The sequence below is a fragment of the Agrobacterium genomosp. 13 str. CFBP 6927 genome, from assembly GCA_900012615.1.
Taxonomy (GTDB): domain Bacteria; phylum Pseudomonadota; class Alphaproteobacteria; order Rhizobiales; family Rhizobiaceae; genus Agrobacterium.
This window is the reverse complement of sequence record LT009756.1, coordinates 1,410,786-1,431,293: the sequence shown is the minus strand read 5'-3', so window position 1 is coordinate 1,431,293 and position 20,508 is coordinate 1,410,786. Positions and strand designations below refer to the sequence as shown.

Annotated in this window: 22 protein-coding genes and 1 riboswitch; of the genes, 19 read left to right on the top strand and 3 right to left on the bottom strand. The window is 58.9% G+C overall.

Annotated elements, in window-relative coordinates; genetic code table 11:
* Window positions 1–135: 135 nt before the first annotated feature.
* From metG to AGR13A_RS07110, 4 genes are read left to right on the top strand one after another with little or no spacing between them, the layout of a single operon-like run.
* The gene (metG, locus tag AGR13A_RS07125; protein ID WP_080834431.1) at window positions 136–1,686 is read left to right on the top strand and encodes a methionine--tRNA ligase; all 1,551 of its coding nucleotides are present in this window, start codon (window positions 136–138) and stop codon (window positions 1,684–1,686) included.
* 11 nt (window positions 1,687–1,697) lie between these two features.
* A complete protein-coding gene (locus AGR13A_RS07120) occupies window positions 1,698–2,480 on the top strand; it encodes a TatD family hydrolase (protein WP_080834429.1) in 783 nt (260 codons plus the stop codon).
* A 2-nt stretch (window positions 2,481–2,482) separates the two neighbouring features.
* Window positions 2,483–3,313, top strand: a complete 831-nt coding sequence (locus AGR13A_RS07115) for an MBL fold metallo-hydrolase (RefSeq protein ID WP_080834427.1) — start codon at window positions 2,483–2,485, stop codon at window positions 3,311–3,313.
* Window positions 3,314–3,334: 21 nt separating this feature from the next.
* Window positions 3,335–5,116, top strand: a complete 1,782-nt coding sequence (locus AGR13A_RS07110; RefSeq protein ID WP_080834425.1) for a chloride channel protein — start codon at window positions 3,335–3,337, stop codon at window positions 5,114–5,116.
* A 20-nt stretch (window positions 5,117–5,136) separates the two neighbouring features.
* On the opposite strand, the gene AGR13A_RS24875 is transcribed toward AGR13A_RS07110, so the two are convergent.
* Window positions 5,137–5,388 carry a hypothetical protein gene (locus AGR13A_RS24875; RefSeq protein WP_167377428.1) on the bottom strand — a complete coding sequence of 84 codons (252 nt, stop codon included), beginning with the start codon at window positions 5,386–5,388 and terminating at the stop codon, window positions 5,137–5,139.
* Window positions 5,370–5,563: riboswitch (cobalamin riboswitch) on the top strand. It overlaps the preceding gene by 19 nt.
* Before the next feature lie 91 nt (window positions 5,564–5,654).
* On the opposite strand from AGR13A_RS24875, the gene AGR13A_RS07105 reads away from it, so the two are divergent.
* The 10 genes from AGR13A_RS07105 to AGR13A_RS07060 all read left to right on the top strand — a co-directional run bounded on the left by AGR13A_RS07105 (window position 5,655) and on the right by AGR13A_RS07060 (window position 13,964).
* Window positions 5,655–6,446 (top strand): (2Fe-2S) ferredoxin domain-containing protein, encoded by a 792-nt coding sequence (locus AGR13A_RS07105; RefSeq protein WP_237681298.1) that lies wholly within the window; start codon window positions 5,655–5,657, stop codon window positions 6,444–6,446.
* 16 nt (window positions 6,447–6,462) lie between these two features.
* The gene (locus AGR13A_RS07100; protein WP_308400178.1) at window positions 6,463–7,959 is read left to right on the top strand and encodes an ABC transporter substrate-binding protein; all 1,497 of its coding nucleotides are present in this window, start codon (window positions 6,463–6,465) and stop codon (window positions 7,957–7,959) included.
* A 5-nt stretch (window positions 7,960–7,964) separates the two neighbouring features.
* The gene (locus AGR13A_RS07095; RefSeq protein ID WP_308400177.1) at window positions 7,965–8,882 is read left to right on the top strand and encodes an ABC transporter permease; all 918 of its coding nucleotides are present in this window, start codon (window positions 7,965–7,967) and stop codon (window positions 8,880–8,882) included.
* The gene (locus AGR13A_RS07090) at window positions 8,879–9,640 is read left to right on the top strand and encodes an ABC transporter permease (protein WP_080834421.1); all 762 of its coding nucleotides are present in this window, start codon (window positions 8,879–8,881) and stop codon (window positions 9,638–9,640) included. The genes AGR13A_RS07095 and AGR13A_RS07090 overlap by 4 nt, the downstream gene beginning before the upstream one ends.
* A 47-nt stretch (window positions 9,641–9,687) precedes the next feature.
* A complete protein-coding gene (locus AGR13A_RS07085; RefSeq protein ID WP_080834419.1) occupies window positions 9,688–10,461 on the top strand; it encodes a class I SAM-dependent methyltransferase in 774 nt (257 codons plus the stop codon).
* Window positions 10,462–10,518: 57 nt separating this feature from the next.
* The gene (locus AGR13A_RS07080) at window positions 10,519–10,872 is read left to right on the top strand and encodes an ArsR/SmtB family transcription factor (protein ID WP_035217292.1); all 354 of its coding nucleotides are present in this window, start codon (window positions 10,519–10,521) and stop codon (window positions 10,870–10,872) included.
* 179 nt (window positions 10,873–11,051) lie between these two features.
* On the top strand, window positions 11,052–12,110 hold the full coding sequence (gene arsB, locus AGR13A_RS07075) for an ACR3 family arsenite efflux transporter (protein ID WP_080834417.1): 1,059 nt from the start codon (window positions 11,052–11,054) through the stop codon (window positions 12,108–12,110).
* Window positions 12,111–12,112: 2 nt separating this feature from the next.
* The gene (gene arsC, locus AGR13A_RS07070) at window positions 12,113–12,535 is read left to right on the top strand and encodes an arsenate reductase (glutaredoxin) (RefSeq protein WP_080834415.1); all 423 of its coding nucleotides are present in this window, start codon (window positions 12,113–12,115) and stop codon (window positions 12,533–12,535) included.
* Window positions 12,492–13,238: an arsenical resistance protein ArsH gene (gene arsH / locus AGR13A_RS07065; RefSeq protein ID WP_167377426.1), complete on the top strand. Its 747-nt coding sequence runs from the start codon at window positions 12,492–12,494 to the stop codon at window positions 13,236–13,238. The genes arsC and arsH overlap by 44 nt, the downstream gene beginning before the upstream one ends.
* A 168-nt stretch (window positions 13,239–13,406) precedes the next feature.
* The gene (locus AGR13A_RS07060) at window positions 13,407–13,964 is read left to right on the top strand and encodes a fasciclin domain-containing protein (RefSeq protein ID WP_080834413.1); all 558 of its coding nucleotides are present in this window, start codon (window positions 13,407–13,409) and stop codon (window positions 13,962–13,964) included.
* An 81-nt stretch (window positions 13,965–14,045) separates the two neighbouring features.
* On the opposite strand, the gene AGR13A_RS07055 is transcribed toward AGR13A_RS07060, so the two are convergent.
* Window positions 14,046–14,834 carry a DUF4394 domain-containing protein gene (locus AGR13A_RS07055; RefSeq protein ID WP_080834412.1) on the bottom strand — a complete coding sequence of 263 codons (789 nt, stop codon included), beginning with the start codon at window positions 14,832–14,834 and terminating at the stop codon, window positions 14,046–14,048.
* 203 nt (window positions 14,835–15,037) lie between these two features.
* Between AGR13A_RS07055 and AGR13A_RS07050 the strand changes: the two genes are divergently transcribed.
* A complete protein-coding gene (locus tag AGR13A_RS07050; RefSeq protein WP_080834410.1) occupies window positions 15,038–15,583 on the top strand; it encodes a sigma-70 family RNA polymerase sigma factor in 546 nt (181 codons plus the stop codon).
* A complete protein-coding gene (locus AGR13A_RS07045; RefSeq protein WP_080834407.1) occupies window positions 15,580–16,284 on the top strand; it encodes an anti-sigma factor in 705 nt (234 codons plus the stop codon). The genes AGR13A_RS07050 and AGR13A_RS07045 overlap by 4 nt, the downstream gene beginning before the upstream one ends.
* A 56-nt stretch (window positions 16,285–16,340) precedes the next feature.
* On the opposite strand, the gene AGR13A_RS07040 is transcribed toward AGR13A_RS07045, so the two are convergent.
* The gene (locus tag AGR13A_RS07040; protein ID WP_080834404.1) at window positions 16,341–17,336 is read right to left on the bottom strand and encodes a LacI family DNA-binding transcriptional regulator; all 996 of its coding nucleotides are present in this window, start codon (window positions 17,334–17,336) and stop codon (window positions 16,341–16,343) included.
* A gap of 176 nt (window positions 17,337–17,512) precedes the next feature.
* Here AGR13A_RS07040 and AGR13A_RS07035 point away from each other — a divergent pair, with 176 nt between their 5' ends.
* The 3 genes from AGR13A_RS07035 (at window position 17,513) to AGR13A_RS07025 (ending at window position 20,503) form a co-directional block, all read left to right on the top strand.
* The gene (locus AGR13A_RS07035) at window positions 17,513–18,466 is read left to right on the top strand and encodes a sugar ABC transporter substrate-binding protein (RefSeq protein ID WP_080834402.1); all 954 of its coding nucleotides are present in this window, start codon (window positions 17,513–17,515) and stop codon (window positions 18,464–18,466) included.
* Window positions 18,467–18,593: 127 nt separating this feature from the next.
* Complete coding sequence (locus AGR13A_RS07030; RefSeq protein ID WP_080834400.1) at window positions 18,594–19,715, top strand: ABC transporter permease; 1,122 nt, start codon at window positions 18,594–18,596, stop codon at window positions 19,713–19,715.
* Window positions 19,715–20,503 (top strand): ATP-binding cassette domain-containing protein, encoded by a 789-nt coding sequence (locus AGR13A_RS07025; protein ID WP_080834398.1) that lies wholly within the window; start codon window positions 19,715–19,717, stop codon window positions 20,501–20,503. The genes AGR13A_RS07030 and AGR13A_RS07025 overlap by 1 nt, the downstream gene beginning before the upstream one ends.
* Window positions 20,504–20,508 lie beyond the last annotated feature (5 nt).

Genomic DNA, 20,508 nt, shown 5'->3' with positions numbered 1-20,508 from the left:
TGGATGCCAAGCGCTCGCCAACTCCACTTTGTCCGCAAGCCATCGTACAAAACGTACGCTTTTTCTTTCGCTGCTGCGAACAATGGTTTAAGAGCGGTCTATCCAAAAAACAGCCTGTAAAGTCGATAGACCGTCATGACAGACAAGACACCATTCTACATCACCACCGCGATCTCCTATCCTAACGGCAAGCCGCATATCGGCCATGCCTATGAACTGATCGCGACGGACGCCATGGCACGCTTTCAGCGCCTGGACGGAATGGATGTGTTCTTCCTGACCGGCACTGACGAACATGGCCAGAAGATGCAGCAGACGGCGCGGGCGGAAGGCATTTCGCCGGAAGAACTGGCGCAGCGCAACTCCGACCAGTTTCGCGAGATGGGCAAGTTGCTCAACGCCTCGAACGACGATTTCATCCGCACCACGGAAGAGCGTCACCACGAGACCTCGCGCAATATCTGGAACCTGATGGCCGATAGCGGCGACATCTACAAGGACAGCTATGCCGGCTGGTATTCCGTGCGCGACGAGGCCTATTACGGCGAGGACGAGACGGAAGTGCGCGCCGACGGCGTTCGTTACGGGCCGCAGGGCACGCCCGTCGAGTGGGTGGAAGAGGCAAGTTATTTCTTCAAGCTCTCCGAATATCAGGAGAAGCTGCTGAAGCTCTATGAGGATAACCCGGATTTCATTGGTCCGGCGGAACGGCGCAATGAAATCATCTCTTTCGTCAAATCCGGCCTCAAGGACCTGTCGATTTCCCGCACCACCTTCGACTGGGGTATCAAGGTTCCGAACGACCCGAAGCACGTCATGTATGTCTGGGTCGACGCGCTGACCAACTACATCACCGCGACCGGTTACATCGAGGACAAGAACGGCCCGCGCGCAAAATACTGGCCAGCCGACGTGCATATCATCGGCAAGGACATCATCCGTTTCCACGCGGTCTACTGGCCGGCTTTCCTGATGAGCGCGAATCTGCCGCTGCCCAAGCGCGTCTATGCGCACGGCTTCCTGCTCAACAAGGGCGAGAAGATGTCGAAGTCGCTCGGCAACGTCGTTGATCCGGTTAATCTGGTCAACCATTTCGGTCTCGATCAGGTCCGCTATTTCTTCCTGCGCGAAGTCTCTTTCGGCCAGGACGGCAGCTACAGCGAAGAGGGCATTGCCACCCGCATCAATGCCGATCTTGCCAACGGTATCGGCAATCTCGCCAGCCGTTCGCTGTCGATGATCGTCAAGAATTGCGACGGCCAGATTCCGGCCCCCGGCGAGTTCACCGATGAAGACAAGGCGATGCTTGCCTCCGCCGACGGGCTGCTTGAGATTTGCCGCGAGGAGATGGGCAAGCAGCTCATCCACCGTGCGCTTGCGGCCATCATTGCCGTGGTGTCCGAAACTGACCGCTATTTCGCGTCGCAGGAGCCGTGGGCGCTGAAGAAGACCGATCCCGAGCGCATGGGCACCGTGCTTTACGTTACGGCGGAAGTCGTGCGCCAGATTGGCATTCTCCTGCAGCCCTTCATGCCGGAATCCTGCGAGAAGCTGCTCGATCTCGTTGCTGCCCCCGCCGATAAACGTGATTTTGCAGCGCTCGGCGAAGCGGGACGTCTGGTTCCGGGCACGCCGCTTGAGGCACCGAAGCCGGTCTTCCCGCGTTACGTCGCTCCGGAAGCGTGAAGGCGACGACCATGCTGATCGATACCCATTGCCATCTGGATTTTCCCGATTTCGAGGCTGAGCGCGACGATATCGTCGCCCGCGCCCACGCTTCGGGCGTGAGCCAGATGGTGACGATCTCGACGCGGGTACGCCGTCTGCCCGAGCTTTTGAAGATCACGGAGAAGTACCCGTCGGTCTTCTGCTCGGTCGGTACGCATCCCAACAGCGCCGCCGAGGAACTGGATATTTCCGCGGACGATCTGGTGCGGCTGGCGGAGAGCCATGACAGGATCGTGGCGATCGGCGAGGCGGGTCTGGATTATTTCTACGATACGCAGAAGCCGGAGGACCAGAAGACCGGTCTCCTTCGTCATATCGAGGCGGCAAGAAGGACGAAGCTGCCGCTCGTCATTCACAGCCGCAGCGCCGATGACGATATGGCTGCGATTTTGCGCGAGGAAAGCGACAAGGGTGCCTTCCCGTTCATCCTGCACTGCTTTTCCGCCGGCCCGGAGCTGGCGAAGACCGGTGTCGAGCTTGGTGGTTATGTGTCCTTTTCCGGCATTCTGACTTTCCCGAAATCGCAGGACATCCGCGATATTGCCGCCACCGTGCCGCTGGACCGGCTGCTGGTGGAAACGGACGCGCCCTATCTTGCGCCGAAGCGCTGGCGGGGAAAGCGCAACGAGCCGTCCTATGTCGTTAACACGGCGGAGGTTCTGGCCGAGGTGCATGGCATTTCCTTCGAGCGGATGGCTGACATCACCACCGAGAATGCCTTTCGCTGCTTTTCGAAGATGACAAGGGTGTAGGCGTGGCAATATACCGTCGCCGCTTCACGGTTCTCGGATGCGCGTCGTCGCCCGGCGTGCCGCGCATCAACGGCGACTGGGGCGCCTGCGACCCTGAAAACCCCAGGAATCGGCGCACGCGCACGGCCTTCATGGTGGAGCAGATCGGACCCGATGGCGGCAAAACGACCGTCGTCATCGATACCGGCCCGGATTTTCGCGAACAGATGATCGCGGCGAAGGTAGAGGCGGTCGATGCGGTGCTTTACACCCATGCCCATGCCGACCATCTGCACGGCATCGACGATCTGCGCATCTATTTCGCCATTCAGCAAAACCGCATTCCGATCTATGCCGATCCCGTCACCATGGCGCGCATCTGGGACGGGTTCGCCTATTGCCTGGAAACACCGCCGGGCAGCAGCTATCCGCCCATCGTCGAACCGCGGATCATCGCCGATATCGATGCGCCCTTGATCGTCGAGGGGGCAGGTGGGCCGATACCTTTCAACGTGCATATGCAGCAGCATGGCGACGTGCACTCGCTCGGCTTTCGGATCGGCGATATCGCCTATTGCACCGATGTCAGCGATTTTCCGACTGAGACCCTGCCAAAGCTCGCCGGTCTCGACATTCTCGTCATCGACGCGCTGCAGCACCGCTATCACCCCAGCCATCTTTCGCTGGAACAGGCGCTCGGCTGGATCGAAAGATTTGCCCCCAAAAGGGCGATCTTGACCCATATGCATATTCCGCTCGATTATGACACGGTGATGCGTGAAACGCCTGATCATGTTGAACCGGCTTACGATCAGATGCGTTTCGAAGTCGAGATCGAGATTGAAGCGCCCTAGTACCGCCTGAAAAGGAACAGCATGTCGACCCGGCCTTTCCGTGCACCCAGTATGGCGAGCTTTTTCGACAATCTGCGCGCCAGCCGCCTGCGGGCGATGTTCCGGCGCGGCGAACTGGGGCTGGTGGCCCTTTCCGTTCTCATCGGCATCGCAGCGGGGCTTCTGGTGGCGCTGATCGGCGCCCTGAGCACGGCGCTGCATGTGCTGGTCTTCGGCGTCGAGCGCCTGAGCAGCAGCGATCTGTCCGGGTGGATCGTGCTTGTGGGGCCAATCATCGGCGGCATCGTGCTTGGCCTCATCATTTTCATTCTGTCAAAGACCCGCAAGAAACCCATGGTCGACCCGATCGAGGCGAATGCGCTGCATGGCGGCCGCCTGTCGTTGACGGACAGCATCATCGTCTGCGTGCAGAACATCGTGTCCAACGGTTTCGGCGCGTCCGTGGGGCTTGAGGCCGGTTATACGCAGATTGCCAGCGGCGTCGCCTCCAAGATCGGCATCAAGCTGAAGCTGCGGCGTGGGGATATGCGAATCCTCGTCGGCTGCGGTGCGGCGGGGGCGATAGCGGCGGCCTTCAACGCGCCCTTGACCGGGGCATTCTACGCCATCGAACTTATCATCGGCACCTATACGGTCGTGACGCTTGCGCCGCTCATCGTCTCGGCGCTGGTGGCGACGACCGTCATAGGGGTTATAGGTGGCCATGGCCTCTCGATCGATATTGTCGATGCAAGCCGCGTGACGCCCGCCGACTACGTGCCCGCCATCTTTCTTGGCGTCGTATGCGCGGCGATTGGCATCGCGCTCATGCAGACAGTGTCCTTCATCGAGGAGACTGCGCGCAAAAGTGCTATTCCAGGCTGGCTTCGTCCAGCCATTGGCGGCGTGGCTGTGGGCGCCCTCGCGTTGATATCGCCGCAGGTGCTTTCGAGTGGCCATGGGGCGCTGCATCTCAATATCGATGCAGAACTGACGATCTACGGGCTGGCGGGGCTGTTCCTGCTGAAAGCGGCGGCCAGCGCCGTTTCCATCGGTTCGAATTTCCGCGGTGGCCTGTTCTTCGCCTCGCTGTTCATGGGATCGCTGCTCGGCAAGATTTTCGCGCTCTGCGCCCCCTATATCGGTTATGGGGCGACAGCGCCCATCGTCTATGCCGTGATCGGCATGAGCGCCTTTGCCGCCGCCATCATCGGCGGTCCGCTGACGATGACATTTCTGGCGCTGGAACTGACCGGAGACTTCCAGATCACGGCTCTGGTGCTTGCCGCCGTCATCACCACCTCGCTCGTGGTGCGCACGACCTTCGGTTACTCCTTCGCCACCTGGCGCTTCCACCTTAGAGGCGAAAGCATTCGCAGCGCCCATGACATTGGCTGGATCCGCGACCTGACCGTGGGCAAGATGATGCGCGCCGATATTCGCAAGGCCAATGTCAGCATGGGGCTCCCAGCCTTCAAGGAGAAGTTTCCACTGGGTTCGACGCAGCGTGTGATCATGACGCATGATGACGGGCGCTATGCCGGCATCGTCCTCGTGCCGGAAATCTACGCCGACCCGATGGATCGCGACCCGAGCAAGATCAGCCTCGAAACCTATCTCCACTACAAGAATGACGTGCTGCTGCCGACGATGAATGCGCGGCAGGCGGCAGCCGCTTTCGATGCCACGGAAAGCGAAGCGCTGGTTGTCGTCAACGACAAGATAGAAAACCGCCCGGTTGGCCTGCTGACGGAGAGCCACACGCTCAGGCGCTACAGTGAAGAGCTTGAGTTGCGACGCCGAGAGGCCTCCGGTGAACTATAAATTACTTTATGTTTTCCGCTTTAAATATTGATATAATTATATTTGATATAGATCATATCTTCCTTTTGATTTTTGGTTTCCCCGCGATAACGGCGTTGGGTGCGATAATTCGGTACCGCGTCGTAAAACATGGTCTTGACCAGCAAATAAAACCATGTGTATGTAACTTTATAACGTAACAATTGATTGGACGAAGGAGACTTGCGTAGCGTGTTCACTTGCGGCGCAGGCGGTTGACAGCGGCCGGCGGCAGTGTAGGTTCGCTCCGTCATGGTTCTTCCGCCACCCGGTGGAAGCTAAGAGGGAATCCGGTGAAGACCCGGAGCTGTCCCGCAACTGTAAGCGGTGAGCCAATCGCCCACAATGTCACTGGCAGAAATGCCGGGAAGACGGGTGAGGTGGCTTTGACCCGCAAGCCAGGAGACCTGCCTGACATATTGTAATTCCGTGGTCGGGGGGTGCCATGGGAATGATGGCTGTTTCCGGCATTGATGCCGGAGGCCCGTCATTTTCGTCGCCGCCTCGTGAATGAGGCATTGTGACAACCGAGATCCAACCAACCTATCGAGAGCCATCTCAGCCCGACGCCGTGCTGCTTGTCGCTAAATCGGCTTTCGCGGCGGCGCCACATCAGGACATGCAGCGTCTTGCGGCGCTGGCGGGGCAGCTGCGTGGAGCGAGAACCGTTCGCATCGCATTCACCGAGCAGGGCACACCGTCCTTGCGCGAAGCACTCGGCGCGCTCATCGATGAGGGTTTCGGCAATCTCCTTCTCGTGCCGCTCATGTTGCCATTGGAGCCCAGCTTTCAAAACTGGCTGACCAAGACCCTGAAACGATGGCGGGCAGCGGACCCACGCCCCTGGCCCTCGCTCTCGATAACCGCGAGCCCGACCGCAAGCAGCCTGATGACGCTTCTTATCGAAGACCTCGCCCAAACGGCGAAGGAACTCGATCTTTCACCGTCGGTGCGCCCGGCAGGCGAGGGGTCGCTGGTGCCTGCGCAAAAGCGCCGCGTACTCGTCTGTCAGGGTGCCCCGTGCAATTCAACCGGTGCGGACGCCATCTGGGGGCATCTGCGCAACCAGCAGGAACGGCTAAAACTCAGGGTAACGGGCGATGGCACCATGACGGCCAAATCGACCTGTCTCGGCCCCTGTAACCTTGCGCCGGTCATGCAGGTCTTTCCAGAGGGCACTTATTACGGCGGCGTCACCGAAGAGGCCGTCGATCGTATCGTTGCCGAACACTTGCTTGGTGGTCGTATCGTCGAGGACTTCGCCTATCACCCGACCGGCCGCAAACAGCGGCTGCGCAATCTTTCCGAATAGCATGAGAGGAAACAAAATGCCGATAAAGAGCTTTTCGCGTCTGGCAGCAGCCGGGCTCGCGGCTTTCATCACAGGCGTGGCGGCCGATGCGCTTGCCACCGAACCCTTGCGCGTCGGCGCCACCTACATCACAAGTGGCCTTGATCCCGCAAAGGGCTCCAATGGCTGGGCTCTTGTCAGTCATGGAGTGGGCCAGAACCTCTTTACCGTCGACAAGGAGGGTCGGCTTGTGCCGGACCTTGCCGAGAAAGCGGAACGTACGGGCGATTTGACCTGGACAGTGACGCTGAAACCGGACCGGACCTTCTCCGATGGTTCTGCCGTAACGGCAGCAGCCCTTGCGGCCGGATTTGAGCATACTTTCGCAACCAACAAGGCGGCGCTTGCGACAGGTGGAAAGCTTGGCTTCAAGGCAGTCGATGCACTGACGCTCGATATCACGACGGAGAAACCGGTGTCCTTCCTGCAGGCGCTATTTGCGGAGTGGCCGCTCGTCGCCTATACGCCGGCCGCCGATGGAAGCGCTCTCTTCACCGGGCCGTATCAGATTGCGGATTTCAAGGCAGATACATCGCTGAAACTCGCGCCGAATGCCAATTTCGCCGATGCGGCTTCCCGCTCCCCGGTCGATTTCCGCAGGTTCGGTGACGCGCAAAGCATGACACTTGCGCTGGAGGCTGGCGAATTGGACCTCGCCTTCGGACTGCCCTCGGAAGTCGTGAAACGGCTGGAAACCAATCCGGCACTGACGATCAAGTCCTTCCCGGTCGGTTATCAATATCTCGCCTTCCTCAATACGAAGCGGCCGATTACCACCGACATCAAAGTGCGGGAGGCGCTGGACCTGACTTTCGATCGCAAGGAGCTGGCTGCCGCGATCAATGGCGGTGAGCCGGCCACCGGCGCTTATGCCGCCTATTTCCCCTTCGCTGGAAAGCAGCCGCGGCCGACCGACATCAAGAAGGCCGAAGCGCTTCTCGATGACGCCGGATGGGTCAAGGACGGGGCAGGGAACCGCACAAAGGACGGCTTGCCGTTGCGGCTTCTCGCCATCACCTATCCGCAGCGCCCGGACCTTGTTACCATGCTGCCTGTCGTGAAGGCGCAGCTTGCCAGGGTCGGTATCGCGCTTGACACCAAGGTCGTGGAAAACATTCAGGATGTGGCGGCCGCGGGCGAATTCGATATCGCGCTCTGGGCGCAGCACACCGCGCCCAACGGCGATCCGGCTTTTTTCCTCAATTCGATGCTGCGCAGCGGTGCTTCGCTCAACTATTCGAAATATTCCTCTGCGGAATTCGATGCGATCCTTGACCGCTTCGCTACGGCGGGTGAGGCCGGCGAACGGGCCGCGATTGCCCTTGATGCCCAGGCAAAATTGTTCACGGACGTTCCTGCTTCCTTTCTAGTCTCGCCAGTCTGGTATGTGGGCCTTTCGAAGCGGCTTCAGAATTATGAGCCATGGGGTTCGGACTATTATGTCCTTCGCGCCGATATCGGCGAGACCAGGTAGTTCTGATGCAATTGTTCAGTTTCGGCATGCGTTCGGCTTTGGCAATGCTTGCGCTTTCGCTTGCATCCTTCACGCTTATCGCCCTTATGCCCGCCGATCCCGTGCAAATCGCCATCAGGGTATGGAACATGACGGCAACGAGTGAAACCGTCGCTGCACTGAGGGAAGAATGGGGCCTCGATCGGCCCCTTCTTCTGCGTTATCTGCATTGGCTTGCGGATTTCGTCATCGGTGACTGGGGGCGGTCTTTCCGCACCGGTGAACCCGTTTTCGCGGAGTTTAGCGAGCGTCTTCCGGTTTCCCTCATGCTCGGCCTTGCGGGCATGCTCCTCGCCATCGCCGTCGCAGTGCCGATCGGATTTTTCGCAGCGGCCCGGCTAGGTGGAGTTACCGACCGCGCAAGCCGCGCATTTTCAGTCTTCGTCCAAGCCGTTCCAGGTTTCTGGCTCGGGCTGATTCTGCTCTGGGTTCTCGGTGTCCAGCTGCGATGGATACGTCCCTTCGCGACCGACGCCACCGCGATCGTGCTGCCCGTCATGCTGATAGCGTCGCATTCAACCGCCGTCTTTGCGCGCGTCTATCGGCGAGACATGATGGAAACCATGCGGCAGCCCTATTTCCGCACCGCTCTCGCCAAGGGGCTTTCGCGCCGGCAGGCTCTCTGGCGTCACGCGCATCGCAGTGCTTTTTATGCGCTGCTTTCGGCGGTCCGCTCGGAGGCTGGCTGGGTGATCGGTTCGACCGCGACCATGGAAATTCTCTTCAATCTTCCGGGTCTCAGCCAGTTTCTTGTGCAGAGCATTGCGGTGCGCGACCAGATGGTCTTGCAGGCCTATGTCATGGTCATTGCGCTGTGGCTGCTCCTCATGAACCTGATCGTTCATATACTTCAACGTTTTCTCGATCCGCGGCTTGGGCGATGATCCGGTATTCCGCACTTGCCATTTTGCTTCTTTTCCTGCTTCTGAGCACCTTCTGGCAGCCCTATGATCCGGATGCGGTGGATATTCTTGCCCGTCATTCGGGCATGACGGCGAGCCACCTGCTGGGAACCGATCACCTCGGCCGCGATCTTCTGTCCCGCATCATGGCGGGCGGGTGGCGCACGGCGCTGGTGGTTTTTTCGGTTGGCTTCATCGCATTTACCGGCGGGACATTGCTCGGCACAGCCGCCGCCGTACTGGGTGGCTGGAAGGAGCGCGCATTGCTGCGCTGCTGCGAATTCTTCATCACCGTCCCGACGCTGATCATCGCGCTCACGACAGCGGCGGTTTTCGGTCTGACGCCCATGACGGCGGGACTGGCGCTTGGCCTTGCCGGCATTGGGCCGACGGCCCTGTTTGCCCATTCCCTTAGCCAGCGCGTGCTTGGACAAACCTTTGTTCATGCGGCGGAGGCCCTCGGTGTGCCACCATTCCGGATGATCATCCGCCATCTTTTGCCGAACATCCTGCCGCTGATGGTGACACATACCGGCAATCAGGCGGGTTTTGCGGTCACCGCCTATGCCTCGCTCGCCTTTATCGGCCTTGGCGCGGATCCATCAAAGCCGGACTGGGGCTCCATGCTCTTCGAATATCGCGTTTTTATCTTTGACCATCCGAGCCTGATGATTTGGCCGGGTGTTGCGATTGCCGTGACGGTCGGAACGCTCAATGCGCTGTTTGACACCGCTGACTGACATTTCGCCAAGGTGGAAACAACGTGCAATACCTAAAGGATCAAACAATGGATGGCGGCAATTTCGACCTGAAGGAAGAAATCCGGGATTACTGGTCGAAAAGATCCGAAACGTTCGATCTTGCCTTTGGACACAGGATTGCTGCCGGTCCGGAGGCGGATGCATGGCAGAAGCCGATCAGGGACTTGCTGGGTACAGAGCCAAAGCGCATCCTTGAACTGGCCTGCGGCACGGGCGAGGTGACGCGACTGATTCACGACCTCGGTCATGATGTCACGGCACTGGATTTTTCAGAGGCGATGCTGTCCTTGGCGCGGGCGAAACATGCCGGAAAGCCGAAGCTACGTTTCATCATGGCGGATGCTGAAAACACCATGGAACCGGACCAGTCCTATGACGCAATCATCTGCCGGCATCTGGTCTGGACATTGACCGAGCCCGAGAAGGCCTTCCGAGAATGGTTCAGGCTGCTTCGTCCGGGCGGTCGCCTGCTGTTCTTCGATGGTGACTGGGCAAGGCCAAAGCCGATAGGGCGCTTCGCAAGCCAGCTGATCTGGCTCATCGACCGGTTGGTGGGCGCCGACAAGAGCTACGACGGCGCCCAGAGTGTTCACCACGCCGCCATCATGAAGGCTCTTCCGTTCGGGCAGGGGCTGAGGCCCGACATGCTGATGCCGCTTCTGACGTCCGCAGGCTTTGCCGGCATCGAACTGCACTCCCACGACCCTATAGCGCAAGCGCAGCGTAAAAATGCCAACCTGCGCAACAGGCTGCGCACCTATGTCTACCGACGTTTCATACTGACGTGCCGCCGCCCGTGAGCGAGATAATGAAGTCGTCGCTGTTGACAGTGGCAATATATCCGTTATTCTGGATATATGGATAACAGCATTGCGATAACGGCGCTCGGCGCGCTCGCCCAATCCACCCGACTGGAGACTTTCCGGCTTCTCGTGCGCCACGAGCCCGAGGGTATTCCGGCGGGTGAACTTGCGCGTCTCATCGATATTCCGCAGAACACGATGTCGGCACATCTTGCCACATTGTCGAGGGCAGGGCTTGTCAAAAGCGAGCGGCAAAGCCGGTCGATCATCTACCGCGCGGATCTCGATGGTCTGCGTGAGCTGATCCTGTTCCTGCTGAAGGATTGTTGCGGCGGCGCGACCGAACTCTGTGCTCCGCTCCTTGCCGAACTTACACCCTGCTGCAGCCCGGAGGCGAAGCCCTCTTGAGGTCTGCCAAGCCGCCGACCTAACCCGGATCAAGAGACCATGACAGATAACGTCCATAACGTGCGCAGCCCGCGCACGAATAATCACGCGCGCTCAATTTTCTCCCATCGTGAAGGGCGGGGGGCCGGCCGACGGCCGCATTATCCTTCCCCGACGACGACGCAGGGAAGGTCCGTATAATGTCCAGGTTCGAACGTTATCTCACGGTGTGGGTGTTCCTGTGCATCATTGTCGGTGTCGCCCTCGGGCACATGATGCCCGGGGTCTTCCAGCTTATCGGTGCGGCCGAGATCGCCAGGGTGAACATGCCCGTTGCAATATTGATCTGGCTGATGATCATTCCGATGCTGCTGAAAATCGATTTCCGGTCTCTTGCGCAGGTCGGCACCTACTGGCGGGGCATCAGCGTGACGTTGTTCATCAACTGGGCCGTCAAGCCGTTTTCCATGGCGCTGCTGGGCTGGCTCTTCATCGGCTGGCTGTTTCGTCCCTATCTTCCCGGCGACCAGATCGATTCCTACATTGCCGGGCTGATCATTCTCGCCACCGCGCCCTGCACGGCCATGGTTTTCGTCTGGAGCAACCTGACACGGGGAGAGCCGCTGTTCACCCTCTCGCAGGTCGCGCTCAATGATGCGATCATGGTCATTGCATTTGCTCCGATTGTCGGCCTGCTGCTTGGCCTGTCGGCCATCACGGTTCCATGGGACACGCTGATCCTGTCCGTTGCGCTCTATATCGTCGTGCCCGTCATCCTTGCGCAGCTCATCAGGCGGAAGCTCACGGCCGACGGTACGTCACGGGTGCTGGATCGCGTGCTTGCCAGGCTGCAGCCGATGTCGCTTGTGGCGCTGCTCGCAACCCTGGTTCTTCTCTTCGCCTTTCAGGGGGAACAGATCATCGCACAGCCAACCGTCATCGGCTTGCTCGCCATCCCGATCCTGATCCAGGTCTATCTGAATTCCGGGCTCGCCTATCTTCTGAACCGCATGGCTGGCGAAAGGCATTGCGTTGCCGGACCGTCCGCCCTGATCGGCGCCAGCAACTTCTTCGAACTCGCGGTCGCGGCCGCCATCAGCCTGTTCGGCTTTCAGTCAGGCGCGGCACTCGCAACCGTCGTCGGCGTCCTCATCGAAGTACCGGTCATGCTCTCGGTCGTCTGGATCGTGAACCGCTCAAAGGACTGGTATGAGGCCGCCCCCGCTGTTTCCCGAACAATAGTCACCGAAAGGCAATGAGCATGGACATCACGATCTATCACAACCCGTCCTGCGGGACATCGCGCAACACGCTGGCGCTGATCCGCGCCGCCGGGATCGAACCGAAGGTGATCGAATATCTGCAGGAGCCGCCGACACGCGAAGAACTCGCGACGATGATCTCGGAAGCAGGCCTGACCGTTCGCGAGGTCATTCGCGAGAAGGGCACACCCTATGCCGAACTCGGTCTCGACAATCCCGACCTGAGCGAAGACGAATTGCTTGACGCCATGATCGGCACACCGATCCTCATCAACCGTCCCTTCGTGGTGACACCGCTTGGCACCAGGCTCGCGCGTCCTTCCGAGGTTGTGCTGGATATATTGCCGGACAGCTTCAAGGGACCATTCTTCAAGGAGGATGGCGAGCAGATACTGGATCAGAAAGGAAAGCGAATTGCCTGATACATTCCCGGCACTGAATGGTGACCATCTGCAGTCGATCGATCTCGATGCGCTCCGTTCATCCTTCGCAACCCACAAGCCCCGCATCCTGATCCTTTACGGCTCGCTCCGCGAAGTGTCCTACAGCCGTTTGCTTGCGTTCGAAGCGGCGCGGCTCCTTGAAAGGCTCGGATGCGAGGTGCGGATATTCGATCCGAAAGGCCTGCCTTTGCCCGATGAGGCGCCCGTCAGCCACCCGAAGGTGCGGGAACTGCGCGAGCTGTCGCTGTGGTCTGAAGGTCAGCTATGGGTAAGCCCCGAGCGCCACGGCGCGATGACCGGCATCATGAAGTCGCAGATCGACTGGATTCCTCTTTCTGTCGGATCCGTGCGCCCGACGCAGGGCAAGACGCTTGCCGTGATGGAGGTTTCCGGCGGCAGCCAATCGTTCAATGCCGTGAACCAGATGCGGATCCTCGGGCGGTGGATGCGGATGATCACCATTCCCAACCAGTCCTCGGTTGCGAGAGCCTATCAGGAATTCGACGCCGATGGCCGGATGAAGCCGTCGTCCTATTACGACCGGGTGGTGGATGTCTGCGAAGAGCTGGTGAAATTCACCCTGCTGACGCGTGACGCCTCAGCCTATCTGACTGACCGTTACAGCGAACGGAAAGAAGAGGCGTCCGCGCTGGAGAAGCGCGTTTCGCTAGGCTCCATCTGACGGGTGAGGGCGTCACTCTTCGTCTTATAAGGATAAGTTTTCAACGAATCTGGATCGGCTGAAACTCTTTTCCCGACCGGCTCGTATCTTCCCTTGCTCCGATTGTGGAGTGTCAGCCCGAGGAGGCGCGTAGCGAGCGTCGGGGCAATCGAACAAGAGGAAATTACGATGATCAGGTCCACGATAGGCACGCTTGCAGTCGCAACAATCGTGTCCGCCATCTCCGTCAGCGCATTCGCCGCCAATCCGAAGGTGGGCGGCGCTGCCATGTACGAAAACAAGAACATCGTTGAGAATGCGATGAACTCAAAGGATCACACGACCTTGGTCGCAGCCGTCAAGGCCGCCGGCCTGGTTGAGACGCTTCAGGGGAAGGGGCCTTTCACGGTCTTCGCACCCACCAACGAAGCCTTTGCGGCGCTGCCCAAGGGCACTGTGGAAACCCTGCTGAAGCCGGAAAACAAGGCGCAGCTTACCAAGGTTCTCACCTGCCATGTGGTGGCCGCCGATGCCATGTCGAAAACCATCGAAAAGATGATCAAGGACGACAAGGGTACGCATGACGTCAAGACCGTTGGCGGCTGCATTCTCAAAGCCAAGGAAAGCATGGGCAAGATCACGCTGACCGACGAGACCGGCGGCGTGGCGCATGTCACCATCGCCGACGTCAAGCAGTCGAACGGCGTCATTCACGTCATCGACAAGGTTCTGCTTCCGAAGATGTGACCGGCGAATAACCGGCGTCATGGAAAAGGCTGGCCCCAAACGGACCAGCCTTCTTTTTTGTTCGGAGCCCGTGATCGCAAATCACATCGCTGGAAGGACCGTAATATCGCGCAGGCCGTTCTCCGCGCCGGTGATTGCACCGACTTCGGTGGCCGCGCCGGTTTCGAGATTGACGGTGTAGAGAGTATTACCCGCAGCCAGATAGGCGGTGTTCTTGCCGCCTTCCTCACCGTGAATGTCAAACGCATAAGTAGCCGGTTTTTCCTTGAGGCCAAGCTTGCCGATCGCTTTCAGCGTGCCGTCATTCGGTTTCGTCTGCTGGATCAATGCGCCGATGGTGGCATCGATATTGTACATCGCCGTTTTTTCCGGCTTGCCTATCGAGTTGGTATAGGCGGCGGCAACGATGTTGGGCGTTTCGCCCTTATGCATGTCGCCGTCTTCGAAGGCGAGTGCGCCATCCACCGTCACGGCGCCGGTATCGGGGTGGACGCGGTGATTGGTCGTTCCGGTCATGAAGCGCAGACGATCCGCCATCGGGTTGAAATCGACCACCACCGGCGCCTCCGTGAGGGTCAGCATCTTGTCCATCTTGGCCACTTCGGTTGCCGCGCCCGTCTCGAGATTGATGGAGACGATGCGATGATCCGGCGTTACACCGATAACGGTCTTGCTGCCGGGGCGAAAATCGATGCCGACAAGCTTGTCGACGCCGGTGACATCCATCGTCTTGGTAACGGCCGGCTTTTCGCTATCGAACATTACCAGTGTCTTATCTCCGGTCAGTCCAAGTACCGGCGCTGAAACGGCGACGCCTGCGGTCGCTGCGAAAGCGACGGAGGCGATCAGAGTGAAGCGGATAGTAGTCATGTCTTTCTCCCGTGCGTTGATCCGTTTGGAAGCCGTTCAAGCTTTGGCATTTAACGCTTCCAGCAATGAAGACACGCGGGGCAGGGCGTTTGGATGCAGCCGGTAAAAAAATATCTGCCGCATGCATCCATATCGCCGCTCTATGGGTATTATGCCAGGATCGGCCGTTGCTGCGGTCAGAACTCGAAAGGTTTCGCATGCGTATGGGCTCCGTGCCTGATGATCTCGACAGGGCGCTCGCTGCCTGTGCCAGAGGCGACCGAAACGCATTGCGCGCTATTTTCGACCGTGAAGCGGGGCGGTTGATCGCGGTGGCCGAGCGTATCGTCAAGCGCAGGGAACTGGCGGAAGAGGTGGTGCAGGAAAGTTTCGTGCGTATCTGGACGCATGCTCACCAATACAGGAGGGATCAAGGTTCGGCGCGGGGCTGGATTTACGCCATCGTCAGAAACCGGGCACTGAACCTTCTGCGGGACGGCAGGCGTGAAATCGCGGTGCAGGATGTCGAGACGCTGCGCGACATTGAACAGGCCGATGAAGTGATCGCCGCCTGGCAGAAGCTCGACAGGAATTCGCGTCTTTATGAATGTCTCGGTGCGCTCGACGAGACCAAAAGGCAGGGCATTCTGATGGCTTACGTCGCCGGATATTCCCATGGCGAAATCGCCGGCCGGCTGCGGGTTCCGCTTGGCACGACGAAATCCTGGATAAGGCGCGGACTTTCGGCGCTTCGGGAGTGCATGGCATGACGTTTGATCGCAAAGACATTCCCGCTATTGCCGACGACTATGTATTGGGGCTGCTCGAAACGTCGGAGGCTGCGGCCATCGAGGCGGCAATGGAAAGCGACCACGAATTGCGGGCGGCAATCGCGGCAAGCCGGGAGCGCTTCCTGCCGCTCGATACCAGCGTTGAGCCCGCAGCCGTCAACGGTGAGTTATGGAACAATATCCAATCCCGTTTGCCGCTTCAGGAGAAATCCGCGGCCAATAAACCGATCCGCACCGCAAACGACAATCAAGGAAACGGGTGGCGATCGATTGCCATTTCCGCGATTGCCGCAACCGTCGTTCTTGCCGCCGGCCTCACCTTTAGCCTGACACGGACAATGGAGCCGCTGGTGATTGCAGTCCTCGTCAACGAGGCTGGCGAAGTTCAGGCCGTGGTCGAGGATTTCGGAAATGAAAAGGCGACTGTGCGGATGCTGGCTGATTTTGCCGTACCGCAGGACAAGACGATCCAGCTATGGACCTTGCCTTCCAAAGAGGTTGGGCCAGTCTCACTCGGCCTGATCGAAGGCGTTCGATCCGCACATCTCGCAGGACCGGCTTTGCCGACGCCAAAAAGCGAGCAGCTTTACGAGATCACGCTCGAGCAGGCAGGCGGATCGCCAACGGGCAGACCGACCGGACCGATTCTGGCGAAAGGTTTTGCACGAATGCCGCGGTGATAATGCTTGAACAGCAAAATGTTTGTGATGGTTCCTGTTGGTTTCGAAAATGGATCTTACGCGGATTTCCTGACTATCAGCGCGCCCGGCAGCGTAACAGTTTCAAGCTCGATCGTTCCCTTGATCATCTTGAGGATCACATCGACCATTTCGCTGCGCGGCTGCTCGTAGGTGGTGAGGCCATATGCAAATGACCCGCCCAATTCGTAGTTGTCAAAGCCCACGACGGCGATATCTTCGGGAACTCTGAGCCCGAAATTTCCCCGGATTTCATCCATGGCGCCCATCGCGAGGATATCGTTTTCGCACATGAGGACATCGACACGGTCGTCCGCGGCGGTCCGGGACAGATACTCCCTTACTGACGTGGCACCCGCTTCCGCGCTGTATTTTTCTGCGGAAAGCAGCGCGATTTCCGTAACACCCTTGGATGCCCAGAACTCCGTAAAGTGGTGACGCCGTCGAAGCGCCGTCGATAGAGCCGCGGCGCCACTCATGAAGCCTGGCCGTTTGTATCCCTTCGCATGGAGATGATCGACGATTTCCCTCAGCGCAAGTTCTGCGTCGCAGACGACGGCGGGAACGCCCTCGATCTGGCTATCGCGCGCAAGTACGAACATTGGCGGCATTCCATGACCGAGTTGCAGATCCGTGAGGGTCTCGTCGCGAAACGCCGTGCCGAACAGGACGATGGCGTCCACTTGCCGCTGATCGGCATGAAGAAGCGCGTTCACATGGTCGAAATGGTTATTGATATTGATGAGCATCACCACCAGTCCGGCGGCCTGCAGTTTTTCGGTCAGCGCCTCGAGGAACGGCAGCTTTTGCGGGTTTGAGAAGTCATCCACGAAAACAGCGACCTGTCCGGTGGAATTGGTGGCAAGACTCCGGGCGAGCAGGTTGGGCGTGTAGTTCAAAGCCGCGGCGGTCTCGAGCACTTTTCGCTTGCTTTCATCGGTAATTGAAGCGCCGGGCGTGAAAGCGCGAATGACGGTCCACTTCGATACCCCGGCCGCTTCCGCTACCTGCTTTGCCGTTGCTCTCTTGCGCATGACTTCCCCCGTAAATGGAATATGTGTTCCATTTTTATATTCCGACGAAATGAATGCTTGCTTTTAACGCATTCCCACATAATATGCACCTGCTTGCACCCGGTAGCAAATACATTTGCACCCGGTAGCATTCGAATTTGCCAGCCAGAGGAGTGGGTGGCATTGAGGAGGAAAAAATGAAATCGATTTTGAAGACATTTACTTCGGCTGCTATTGCCGTATCGCTGGCTGGCGCCTGGTCGGTGGGTGTAAAGGCCGATGAACAGCCCAGCATCATTGCCGTCACGCATGGTCAGGCTTCGGATCCGTTCTGGTCCATCGTCAAGAACGGCATGATGCAGGCCGGCAAGGACATCAATGCCAAGGTCGACTACCGCGCGCCTGAGACCTTCGACATGGTTGCAATGGCTCAGCTCATCGAGGCTGCGGTCAATCAGAACCCGGCAGGCATCATAATCTCCAATCCCGACCCGGACGCACTCGGACCGGCCGTAGAAAAGGCCGTCGCCGCCGGCATTCCGGTCATTTCCATGAACTCCGGTATTGCGGCCGCCGAGAAGCTCGGCATTAAGCTGCATGTCGGCCAGGATGAACTTCCTGCGGGTGTGAAGGTCGGCGAAAAGCTGAAGTCGCTTGGCCTGAAGCATGTTCTCTGCGTCAACCAGGAAGTGGGCAATGCCGCTCTCGACCAGCGCTGCGCCGGTACTGCAAAGGGGTTTGAGGGTGGCAAGGTCACAATCCTGCCCACGACGAGCGATCCGGCGGAAATTGAAGCCAAGATCCAGGCTGCCCTGACGTCCGATCCGTCCATTGATGCCGTCCTTGGCCTGTCCGCTCCGCTCGTCGGGGAGCGCGCCGTGGCTGTCGTTGACAAAATGGGCAATGGCGACAAGGTCAAGGTTGCCTCCTATGATCTTTCGGCCAATTTTCTGAAGGCTGTTTCCGAGGGCAAGGCACTCTTTGCAGTCGACCAGCAACCCTATCTGCAGGGTTATCTCCCGGTCACGTTCCTCGCGCTGAATGCCAAATACGGCACGATCCCCGCTGGAAACGTCGCTTCCGGTCCGAGCTTCGTCGAGAAGGATGCCGCAGCTTCGGTTATCGAGAAATCCTCCCAGGGTATCCGCTAGGCGGAACCCCTCCCGCAGTTCCCGCACCTCTAGCGGGAGCTGCCCACATCGCCCGATATCCGATCCGCGTGACGCGTGAGCGGAAACCGATGGCGCAGGTATAACAACTTACTTCTGAGGTACGACCATGACGCTGGCAAACGAACAGAACGGGTCTCCGACTCGATCCGACGAACGCCTGAAAAAGGTTTCGACAATGACCGCGCTGGCGCGGCGGCCGGAACTCGGCGCCGTCGCAGGACTGGTTCTCGTCACCATTTTCTTCTATTTCACGGCCAATCCGGCCATGTTCACGCTTGCCGGCGTGGTCAATTTCATGGCCCCGGCCGCACAGCTGGGAATCCTTGCGATTGGCGCGGCGCTTTTGATGATCGGCGGTGAGTTCGATCTGTCTATCGGTTCAATGGTCGCCTTTGCGGGCCTTGTGTTCGGTACGGCGCTTGTTGTGCTTGATCTGCCCCTCAGCGTCGCGATTCTGATCGCGCTCGGTTTCGCCGTGGTCATCGGCATCACCAATGCTCAGCTCACCATGCGGACCGGGTTGCCATCGTTCATCGTTACGCTTGCCTTCCTTTTTATTCTGCGGGGACTGACGCTTGTCGGACTGAAATGGGCGAGCGGCGGCTCGACGCAGCTGCGTGGAATGCGGGAGGCGGTGGCGGATAGTCCGATCGCTCCGCTGTTCTCCGGCGACGCGTTTACGGGCCTGTTTTCCTGGCTTGGCAATCAAGGTATCATCGATACCTTTCCGAACGGCGCTCCAAAAGTTCCGGGCATACCTGTCGAAATCCTCTGGTTCGTCCTGATCGCCCTCGTCGCGACGTGGGTGCTGCTTCGGACGCGATTCGGGAACTGGATCTTCGCCTCCGGCGGTGACCCGAAGGCTGCCCGCAAGTCTGGCGTGCCTGTCGCTCGTGTGAAAACCACCTTGTTCATCGTCACCGCGATGTGCGCCACTCTTGTCGCCATCCTGACGGTCCTCGATGCCGGTTCCACCGATGCCCGGCGTGGCTTTCAAAAGGAATTCGAAGCCATCATCGCGGCCGTTATCGGCGGATGTCTTCTGACCGGCGGTTATGGTTCGGCAATCGGCGCGTTCTTCGGTTCGATCGTCTTCGGCATGGTTCTGATCGGCCTGACCTACACCTCCATCGATCAGGATTGGTACCTCGTCTTCCTTGGTGGAATGCTGCTGACCGCGGTTATTTTCAACAATATCATTCGTAAGCGTGTGACGGGAGAACGCTGATGAGCACGACCCAGACACCACTTGTCGAGGTCAAGAACCTCGTGAAACATTTCGGTTCCATCATCGCGCTCAACGGCGTCTCGCTGAGCGTCCACGCAGGGGAGGTTCTCTGCCTTCTCGGAGACAACGGGGCAGGCAAGTCCACTCTCATCAATACACTTTCCGGCGTACATAAGCCGACATCGGGTGACTTCCTGGTCGAAGGAAAACCGCACGCTTTCAATGGCCCACGCGGTGCGCTCGATGCAGGGATCGCCACCGTTTATCAGGATCTGGCGATGATCCCGCTGATGTCGGTGACACGCAATTTCTTCATGGGTCGCGAGCCGCTCAAGGGGTTCGGTCCGTTCAAATACATGGACATGGAATTCGCCGATCGCGTCACGAGCGAGGAGATGAGAAAGATCGGCATCGATGTCCGTGAGCCCGGACAGGCCGTTGGCACGCTTTCCGGTGGCGAACGCCAGTGTGTGGCAATTGCCCGTGCCGTCTATTTCGGGGCGAAGGTTCTCATTCTCGATGAACCGACATCCGCCCTTGGCGTAGCGCAGACCTCGATGGTTCTAAAATACATCGATCAGGTGCGCAGCAAGGGGCTGGGCGTGATCTTCATTACCCACAATGTTCGCCACGCCTATGCGGTGGGCAACCGCTTCACGGCTTTAAACAGAGGGAAGACACTTGGCACTTTTGCCAAGAATGAGATCGATCTTGATGGTCTCCAGAACCTCATGGCTGGCGGCAAGGAACTCCAGTCGATCTCCGCGGAACTGGGCGGAACCATCTGACAGAA

Coding starts and splice junctions, on each gene's coding strand:
- AGR13A_RS07055 (WP_080834412.1), bottom strand. CDS start 14,834: ATGACTACTATCCGCTTCACTCTGATCGCCTCCGTCGCTTTCGCAGCG.
- AGR13A_RS07120 (WP_080834429.1), top strand. CDS start 1,698: ATGCTGATCGATACCCATTGCCATCTGGATTTTCCCGATTTCGAGGCT.
- AGR13A_RS07090 (WP_080834421.1), top strand. CDS start 8,879: ATGATCCGGTATTCCGCACTTGCCATTTTGCTTCTTTTCCTGCTTCTG.
- AGR13A_RS07080 (WP_035217292.1), top strand. CDS start 10,519: ATGGATAACAGCATTGCGATAACGGCGCTCGGCGCGCTCGCCCAATCC.
- AGR13A_RS07045 (WP_080834407.1), top strand. CDS start 15,580: ATGACGTTTGATCGCAAAGACATTCCCGCTATTGCCGACGACTATGTA.
- AGR13A_RS07025 (WP_080834398.1), top strand. CDS start 19,715: ATGAGCACGACCCAGACACCACTTGTCGAGGTCAAGAACCTCGTGAAA.
- AGR13A_RS07050 (WP_080834410.1), top strand. CDS start 15,038: ATGGGCTCCGTGCCTGATGATCTCGACAGGGCGCTCGCTGCCTGTGCC.
- AGR13A_RS07110 (WP_080834425.1), top strand. CDS start 3,335: ATGTCGACCCGGCCTTTCCGTGCACCCAGTATGGCGAGCTTTTTCGAC.
- AGR13A_RS24875 (WP_167377428.1), bottom strand. CDS start 5,388: ATGACGGAGCGAACCTACACTGCCGCCGGCCGCTGTCAACCGCCTGCG.
- arsH (WP_167377426.1), top strand. CDS start 12,492: ATGGCGAGCAGATACTGGATCAGAAAGGAAAGCGAATTGCCTGATACA.
- AGR13A_RS07035 (WP_080834402.1), top strand. CDS start 17,513: ATGAAATCGATTTTGAAGACATTTACTTCGGCTGCTATTGCCGTATCG.
- arsB (WP_080834417.1), top strand. CDS start 11,052: ATGTCCAGGTTCGAACGTTATCTCACGGTGTGGGTGTTCCTGTGCATC.
- AGR13A_RS07095 (WP_308400177.1), top strand. CDS start 7,965: ATGCAATTGTTCAGTTTCGGCATGCGTTCGGCTTTGGCAATGCTTGCG.
- AGR13A_RS07030 (WP_080834400.1), top strand. CDS start 18,594: ATGACGCTGGCAAACGAACAGAACGGGTCTCCGACTCGATCCGACGAA.
- arsC (WP_080834415.1), top strand. CDS start 12,113: ATGGACATCACGATCTATCACAACCCGTCCTGCGGGACATCGCGCAAC.
- AGR13A_RS07085 (WP_080834419.1), top strand. CDS start 9,688: ATGGATGGCGGCAATTTCGACCTGAAGGAAGAAATCCGGGATTACTGG.
- AGR13A_RS07060 (WP_080834413.1), top strand. CDS start 13,407: ATGATCAGGTCCACGATAGGCACGCTTGCAGTCGCAACAATCGTGTCC.
- metG (WP_080834431.1), top strand. CDS start 136: ATGACAGACAAGACACCATTCTACATCACCACCGCGATCTCCTATCCT.
- AGR13A_RS07040 (WP_080834404.1), bottom strand. CDS start 17,336: ATGCGCAAGAGAGCAACGGCAAAGCAGGTAGCGGAAGCGGCCGGGGTA.
- AGR13A_RS07100 (WP_308400178.1), top strand. CDS start 6,463: ATGCCGATAAAGAGCTTTTCGCGTCTGGCAGCAGCCGGGCTCGCGGCT.